Here is a 7,134-nt window from a genome sequence, read left to right as displayed (position 1 = left end):
TATCATTCAGCCTAATTTGTCGCTCGATGTGTAGGACGGGTCAGATTTTTCTGACGTCCCACTAACCTCTTTGCAACAAGGTGATTTCCATGACGGAACAAGTATCCACAAGCAGGTGCGATTCACCGTTACTCCAGGCTTTTGTCGACAACCGTCTGATCCTGGTGAAGATTGCAGCCCGCATTACCGGCTGCCGATCCCGGGCTGAAGACGTGGTTCAAGATGCGTTTTTCCGCCTGCAGTCGGCGCCGCAGATCACCTCCTCGTTCAAGGCCCAGCTCAGTTACCTGTTCCAGATCGTGCGCAACCTGGCCATCGACCACTACCGCAAGCAGGCGCTGGAGCAGAAGTACTCGGGTACTGAAGAGGAAGGCTTGAATGTGGTTATTCATGGCGCTTCACCTGAAACCTCCCACATGAACTTTTCCACCCTGGAAAACATCGCCGAAGCCCTGACCGAGCTGCCCAGCCGCACGCGCTACGCCTTCGAGATGTACCGCCTGCATGGCGTCCCGCAAAAGGACATCGCCAAGGAGCTGGGGGTATCGCCGACCCTGGTCAACTTCATGATTCGCGATGCCCTGGTGCATTGCCGCAAAGTCTCGGGCAACCGCCCCGATACCTTCGCCCGTCGCTGACTGGCGCCCTGCATGACCCGGCTTGAAGGGTGCCTACACCTCAAGCAGGCCACTGCGGCCAAGCACCAGTAACGCTGCACGTTTATGCAACAGATCGAACTCCTGCTGGCAGAACCGACAACGGTCATGCGCAGCACAGGGCGGCGCGTGGGCGCCTGGCGCCGGCCGCTGCGCACCTGGCGGGTCCAGATACAGGGCATGTACCTGGGCCGACAGCCAGAAAGCCAGCCGATCCTGGCGCGCCGCCTCGGCTGCCTGGGCATCCACCGGCACGGGCGCCTGCCCCCGGCCCCGCAGAGACTCGAACAGCCTTTGGCGGGCGATGACCTCATCGATTCCCGTGAGCTGGCTAGTGGGCAGGGCTGCGACATTCAGCGGATTAACAGGGGACATGGCAGCGCTCACCGTCGGTTGGGCATTCAACCAAGTGACGTGGGCCGCCGCCGGAAATTTAGCCCGTCGCGGGCCGGGCCGGTCGCTGCGTGATGTCAGGCGTGGGGCACGCTCATCACCACAATGCGATAGGGATCGAAGATCTTATGCATCTGGCCGTTGTCCCGCAGTTTTTGCAGGAGCCCGGAAAAGTCTTCGGCCGTGATCGGCGCCTTGGGCCGGATCAGGGCGTAATGGTGGTAGACCTGATCGATGCGTTCGGAAACCAGCAACTGCTCCGTGCTTTCGGCATTGCGCGCCAGGAAGTCGCTGAGGTAGGAGCGGGTCACCAGGGCGATGTCCGCCCTGCCCCGCAGGACCATCAGCAGGTTGCTGTCGTGGGAATAGGTCAGGGTGGCGTTGTAGGTGTCGGCCAGGAACTTGGGGTCGGCGTTGAACTGGGCGAAGGCGTAGTGATAACCGCTGAACAGGGCCAGGCGCTTGCCCTTCAGGTTGGCGAAATAGTCCTGCTGGCGCCCGCCCTGACGCTGGGCGACGAAAATTTCCGCGTCTTCCAGGCCCATGTCGACACTGGTGTGGGCAATGTTCTGCCAGCCCCAGGCCGGGTTCTCGAAGATCGCCAGGTCCACCCGGCCCTGCTCGAAATCGCGGAAACGCCGGGGAATCGAGGTGGGCACCAGGACGAACTGATAGTCGCTCTGGGACTGGTTGAGGGCTTCCACCAGTTGCGGCAGCAAACCGGTGTCGGCACCGGTTTCTGGACGGACGGTATAAGGCGGGAAATGCGCCGCCGCGACCCGCACCAGCTGCGCCGAGGAGGCCGGACAGACCCAAAGTGTTGCCAGCGCCAGCAAGAGCATTCGCAAGGCTGACCGCAGCGGCAAGGACATCAAGGCAACACACCTCAAGGAAATGAAAATGAATGAGCTAAAGCTAGGCGTTTTCAGCCACTTCGACAACGTTGCCACGCACAATTAGCCAGCCGCTCAATGATCCTTGAGCACCAGCAGCAGGGCCTCCTGGGCCAGCTGTTCCAGAGTCATGCTGCCCTCGGCACGAAACCAGGTGGTGGTCCAGGACAGGGCGCCGGTGAGAAAGCGCCGGGTAATGAACACATCGCCCTTGATGAACCCCGCCTCCTTGGCCTCCCCCAGCACCTGCAGCCAGATCTGTTCGTAGATGTCGCGCAGCGCCAGGACGGCTGCCTGGCCTTCCGGGGACAGTGAGCGCCACTCGTACACCAGCACTGCCATGGCTTCACCGCTGCCGCCCATGATCGACTGCAGTTCACAGCGGATCAGCGCCAGCACCCGTTCGCGCACGCTGCCGGCCTCGGCCAGTTCAGCGCGCATCAAGGCGGTGTTGTAGTGGATGGTTTCCTGCATCACCGCCCGCAGGATGTCGTCCTTGCTCTTGAAGTGATGAAAGATGCTGCCCGACTGGATGCCCACCGCGCTGGCCAGGTCACGCACGGTGGTGCGCTCGTAACCCTTGTTGCGAAACAGATGCGCTGCGGTTTGCAGCAGTTTGCCCCGGGCGCTCTCGGGGTCGGTCACCTGGCCACTGGCGATCAGCTCGCGTACTACCTGCAGGGCTTTTTGCTCGTCCACCGGTGTTCTCCTACCTTCACGTCATCAATAGCTCCGCGTAACCCGGCAAATCCGGGCGCGGCGCGCGCAATTTAAGCCTCTGCCGGTGACCAAGCAAGCGCTTGGCCAGAAGAATAGGCCAACGTATTTACAAACCAAGCGCTTGCTTGGTAGCCTCCTCGCAGTTCTTCATTCGAGAGCCCTGTCATGACCAAGACCGTAAGAATCGGCTGCGCCAGTGCCTTCTGGGGCGACACCAGCAGCGCCGCAGCGCAGTTGGTGCAAGGCGGCCGCCTGGACTACCTGGTGTTCGACTATCTGGCAGAGATCACCCTGTCGATCATGGCCGGGGCGCGCATGAAGGACCCGACAGCGGGCTACGCCACGGATTTCGTCGAGGTGCTCAAACCCTTGCTGGCCACGATCCGCGAACAGGGCATCCGGGTCATCAGCAACGCCGGCGGGGTCAACCCGCAGGCCTGTGCCAGTGCCTTGCAGGCCGCCTGCGAACAGGCCGGGGTGGCGCTGAAGATCGCCGTGCTGCTGGGGGACGACCTGCAACCGCAGTTCAAGCAGTTGAGCGACGCCGCCATTGTGGAGATGTTCAGTGGCGCGCCCCTGCCGCCAATGTGCGTCTCCACCAATGCCTACCTCGGTGCCCCCGGCATCGTCGAAGCGCTGCGCCTGGGGGCGGATATCGTGATCACCGGCCGCGGCGTCGACAGCGCGGTGGTCAGCGCCGCCCTGGTCCACGAGTTCAACTGGTCCTGGCAGGATTACGACCGCCTGGCCCAGGCCGCCCTGGCCGGGCACATCATCGAATGTGGCGCGCAGTGCACCGGCGGCAATTTCACCGACTGGCGCCAGGTTCCGGACTACGAACATATCGGCTTCCCCATCGTCGAGGTCGGCGCTGACGGCCAGTTTGTGGTCGGCAAGGCACCCGGTACCGGAGGGCTGGTGAGCCCGCTGACGGTGGGCGAACAACTGCTGTACGAAATTGGCAACCCCAGGGCTTACCTGCTTCCGGATGTGGTGTGCGATTTCTCTCAGGTGGAACTGCGGCAACAGGGCCCGGAAAGGGTTCATGTACAGGGTGCCAGGGGCTTGCCCCCCAGCCACCAGTACAAGGTCAGCGCCACCTACCCGGACGGCTTCCGCTGCACCGCCAGTTGCCTGATGGCCGGGATCGACGCGGTCGCCAAGGCGCACCGGGTCAGCCAGGCGATCATCGACAAGACCAGCGAGATGTTCGCCCAGCGCGGCTGGGGGCCCTACAGCGAAGTGAACATCGAACTGCTGGGCAGCGAGGCCACCTACGGCCCCCACGGCCAGCGCCAGGACAGCCGCGAGGTGGTGATCAAGCTGGCAGTGCGCCACCCGAACAAGGCGGCGCTGGTGCTGTTCTCCCGGGAAATCGCCCAGGCCGCCACCGGCATGGCCCCGGGGCTCACCGGCATCGTCGGTGGCCGGCCGACGGTGTACCCGGTGATCCGCCTGTTCTCCTTCCTGCTGGACAAGGACGCCTGCCGGCTGGAGATCGACCTTGCCGGCCAGCGTCACCCTTGCGCCCTGCCGCACACCGACCGCCTGGACCCGGCAGCCCTGCCCGCCCCCCATTCCCTGCCCGCCCCCCGCGGCCGCGCCGATGCCAGCGTGGCGCTGGTGAAGCTGGCGGTGGCACGTTCCGGCGACAAGGGCAACCACAGCAATATCGGGGTCATGGCGCGCCACCCCGACTACCTGCCGTGGATCGCCGAAGCCCTGACTCCCGAGGTGCTGGTGGACTGGATGGGCCATGTGCTGGACCCGGTGCATGGCCGGGTCCAGCGCTGGTACCTGCCGGGCACCCATAGCCTCAACTTCCTGCTGGAGAACGCCCTGGGCGGCGGCGGCGTCGCCAGCCTGCGCATCGACCCGCAAGGCAAGGCCTTTGCCCAGCAGTTGCTGGAAATCCAGATCCCGGTGCCGCAGAGCATCGCCGACGCCGTCAATTAAAGGAGCTGCCGTGGTGTACGACTCGATTTTCAAAGCGCAATTGTTCGCCGGCCAGACCATCATCGTCACCGGCGGCGGCAGCGGTATCGGCCGCTGCACTGCCCACGAACTGGCGGCCCTGGGGGCCCAGGTGCTGCTGGTGGGGCGCAAGGCGGAAAAACTGCAGAAGGTCGCCGGCGAAATTGCCGAGGACGGCGGCAAGGCCGACTGGCAGGCCTGCGACATCCGCGACGAGGAAGCGGTCAAGGCCCTGGTGGCTCGGCTGATGGAGCGCTTTGGTCCGATCCATGGCCTGGTGAACAATGCCGGCGGCCAGTACCCGGCGCCCCTGGCCTCGATCAACCAGAAGGGTTTCGAAACCGTGCTGCGCACCAATCTGGTGGGCGGTTTCCTCATGGCCCGGGAAGTGTTCAACCAGTCCATGAGCCGCCACGGCGGCAGCATCGTCAACATGCTCGCCGACATGTGGGGCGGCATGCCCGGCATGGGCCACTCCGGTGCGGCGCGCTCGGGAATGGACAATTTCACCAAGACCGCCGCCTACGAATGGGGGCACGCCGGGGTGCGGGTCAACGCGGTGGCGCCGGGCTGGATCGCTTCCAGCGGCATGGACACCTATGAAGGCGCGTTCAAGGCAGTGATCCCCACCCTGCGTGAACACGTGCCGCTCAAGCGCATCGGCAGCGAATCGGAAGTCAGCGCCGCCATCGTTTTCTTGCTCAGCCCCGGCGCGGCCTTCATCAGCGGCAGCACCCTGCGCATCGACGGCGCCGCCAGCCTGGGCAGCCGTGCCTGGCCCCTGGGCAAGGCACGCAACAGCGAGTCCTACAACGGCTTCCATCGCGCCTACCTGCCCGACGTACTCAAGGGCGAGGAATAAGCCATGCCGGTGATCCAGTCCCAACTCGACCCCCACGGCCCGCAGTTCGCACAAAACCGCGCAGCCATGCTGGCGGGCCTGCAACAGTTGCAGGAACTGCAACAGAACCTGCTGGCCAAAGCCGCCGAAGCCAAGGCCAAGTTCGACCGGCGCGGCCAACTGCTGCCCCGCGAACGCCTCAACCTGCTGCTGGACCCGGGCGCGCCGTTTCTCGAGCTGGCCAGCCTGGCCGGCTACAAGCTGCACGACGACAAGGACGGTACCCAGGCCGGCGGCGGCCTGATTGCCGGCATCGGCTATGTGTGCGGCGTGCGCATGCTGGTGGTGGCCAACAACTGCGCGATCAAGGGCGGGACCATCTCCCCCAGCGGCCTGAAGAAATCCCTGCGCCTGCAACAGATCGCCATGGAGAACAAACTGCCAGTGGTGACCCTGGCGCAAAGCGGTGGCGCCAACCTCAACTACGCTGCGGAAATCTTCGTCGAAGGTGCACGCAGCTTCGCCAATCAGGCGCGGATGTCGGCCATGGGCCTGCCGCAGATCACCGTGGTCCACGGCTCGGCCACCGCCGGCGGCGCCTACCAGCCCGGGCTCTCGGACTACGTGGTGGTGGTGCGTGGCGAGGCCAAGCTGTTTCTCGCCGGCCCGCCGCTGCTCAAGGCCGCCACCGGTGAAGTGGCCACCGATGAAGAACTGGGGGGCGCCGAGATGCACGCCCAGGTGGCCGGCACCGCCGAATACCTGGCGGAAAACGACGCCGACGGCATCCGCATCGTCCGCGAGATCGTCAGCCTGTTGCCGTGGAACACCCGACTGCCAGTGCAACCCGCCAGGACCTGGAACGAGCCGCTGTACCCCATCGACGAGTTGCTCGGGCTGATTCCCGACGATCCGAAGAAGCCCTACGACGCCCGGGAAATCATCGCCCGCCTGGCAGACGGCTCGCAGTTCCTGGAGTTCAAGGGCGAGTTCGATGCCCAGACCCTCTGCGGCCACTTGCAGATCCAGGGCCGGCCCTGCGGCTTTATCGGCAACAACGGCCCGATCACGCCCCAGGGCGCGAGCAAGGCCGCGCAATTCATCCAGCTCTGTGACCAGAGCCAGACCCCGCTGCTGTTCTTCCACAACACCACCGGCTTCATGGTGGGCACCGAATCCGAGCAGCAGGGGGTGATCAAGCACGGGGCGAAGATGATCCAGGCGGTGGCCAATGCCCGAGTGCCGAAGCTGACCATCGTGGTCGGTGGCTCCTACGGCGCCGGCAACTATGCGATGTGCGGCCGTGGCCTGGACCCGCGCTTCATCTTCGCCTGGCCCAACAGCCGCACCGCGGTGATGGGCGGCGCCCAGGCCGGCAAGGTGCTGCGCATCGTCACCGAGGCCAAGCATGCGAAGAACGGCCAGGAAGCCGACCCGAAGATGCTCGACATGCTGGAACAGGTCACCGCGCAGAAGCTCGACAGCCAGTCCACGGCGCTCTACGGCAGCGCCAACCTGTGGGACGACGGGCTGATCGACCCCCGCGATACCCGCACTCTGCTGGGCTACCTGCTGGACATCTGCCATGAGGCGCAGGTGCGCGAGCTGGCGCCCAACAGCTTTGGCGTGGCGCGGTTTTGATAGGACATTTCGCGGT

Annotated in this window: 7 protein-coding genes; 4 read left to right on the top strand and 3 right to left on the bottom strand. The window is 64.8% G+C overall.

Going from position 1 to position 7,134, the window contains the following annotated elements:
• Window positions 1–89: 89 nt before the first annotated feature.
• Entirely contained in the window at window positions 90–638 is a 549-nt protein-coding gene (locus tag AC1RGE_RS21155; RefSeq protein ID WP_011062465.1) for an RNA polymerase factor sigma-70, read from the top strand.
• A 33-nt stretch (window positions 639–671) separates the two neighbouring features.
• Here the strand turns inward: AC1RGE_RS21155 and AC1RGE_RS21150 are convergent, their stop codons facing one another.
• From AC1RGE_RS21150 to AC1RGE_RS21140, 3 genes are all read right to left on the bottom strand, one after another.
• Window positions 672–1,031, bottom strand: coding sequence for a hypothetical protein (locus AC1RGE_RS21150; RefSeq protein ID WP_492584951.1), 360 nt, complete (start codon window positions 1,029–1,031; stop codon window positions 672–674).
• Between the two features lie 95 nt (window positions 1,032–1,126).
• Complete coding sequence (locus tag AC1RGE_RS21145) at window positions 1,127–1,921, bottom strand: substrate-binding periplasmic protein (RefSeq protein ID WP_019095084.1); 795 nt, start codon at window positions 1,919–1,921, stop codon at window positions 1,127–1,129.
• Between the two features lie 96 nt (window positions 1,922–2,017).
• On the bottom strand, window positions 2,018–2,641 hold the full coding sequence (locus AC1RGE_RS21140) for a TetR/AcrR family transcriptional regulator (RefSeq protein ID WP_015636493.1): 624 nt from the start codon (window positions 2,639–2,641) through the stop codon (window positions 2,018–2,020).
• Between the two features lie 186 nt (window positions 2,642–2,827).
• Between AC1RGE_RS21140 and AC1RGE_RS21135 the strand changes: the two genes are divergently transcribed.
• The 3 genes from AC1RGE_RS21135 to atuC are packed head-to-tail and all read left to right on the top strand — an operon-like array spanning window position 2,828 to window position 7,118.
• A complete protein-coding gene (locus tag AC1RGE_RS21135) occupies window positions 2,828–4,618 on the top strand; it encodes an acyclic terpene utilization AtuA family protein (protein ID WP_492584949.1) in 1,791 nt (596 codons plus the stop codon).
• A gap of 10 nt (window positions 4,619–4,628) precedes the next feature.
• Window positions 4,629–5,498, top strand: a complete 870-nt coding sequence (locus tag AC1RGE_RS21130; RefSeq protein ID WP_019095082.1) for an SDR family oxidoreductase — start codon at window positions 4,629–4,631, stop codon at window positions 5,496–5,498.
• Between the two features lie 3 nt (window positions 5,499–5,501).
• Window positions 5,502–7,118, top strand: a complete 1,617-nt coding sequence (atuC, locus tag AC1RGE_RS21125) for a geranyl-CoA carboxylase subunit beta (protein ID WP_011062471.1) — start codon at window positions 5,502–5,504, stop codon at window positions 7,116–7,118.
• The last annotated feature ends 16 nt before the right edge of the window (window positions 7,119–7,134 follow it).

It is taken from the genome of Pseudomonas sp. GW823-FHT02C05, assembly GCF_058797595.1.
The sequence above is the reverse complement of the archived record's forward strand: the minus strand, read 5'-3'. Positions and strand labels throughout refer to the sequence as shown.

Coding starts and splice junctions, on each gene's coding strand:
- AC1RGE_RS21155 (WP_011062465.1), top strand. CDS start 90: ATGACGGAACAAGTATCCACAAGCAGGTGCGATTCACCGTTACTCCAG.
- AC1RGE_RS21150 (WP_492584951.1), bottom strand. CDS start 1,031: ATGTCCCCTGTTAATCCGCTGAATGTCGCAGCCCTGCCCACTAGCCAG.
- atuC (WP_011062471.1), top strand. CDS start 5,502: ATGCCGGTGATCCAGTCCCAACTCGACCCCCACGGCCCGCAGTTCGCA.
- AC1RGE_RS21135 (WP_492584949.1), top strand. CDS start 2,828: ATGACCAAGACCGTAAGAATCGGCTGCGCCAGTGCCTTCTGGGGCGAC.
- AC1RGE_RS21145 (WP_019095084.1), bottom strand. CDS start 1,921: ATGTCCTTGCCGCTGCGGTCAGCCTTGCGAATGCTCTTGCTGGCGCTG.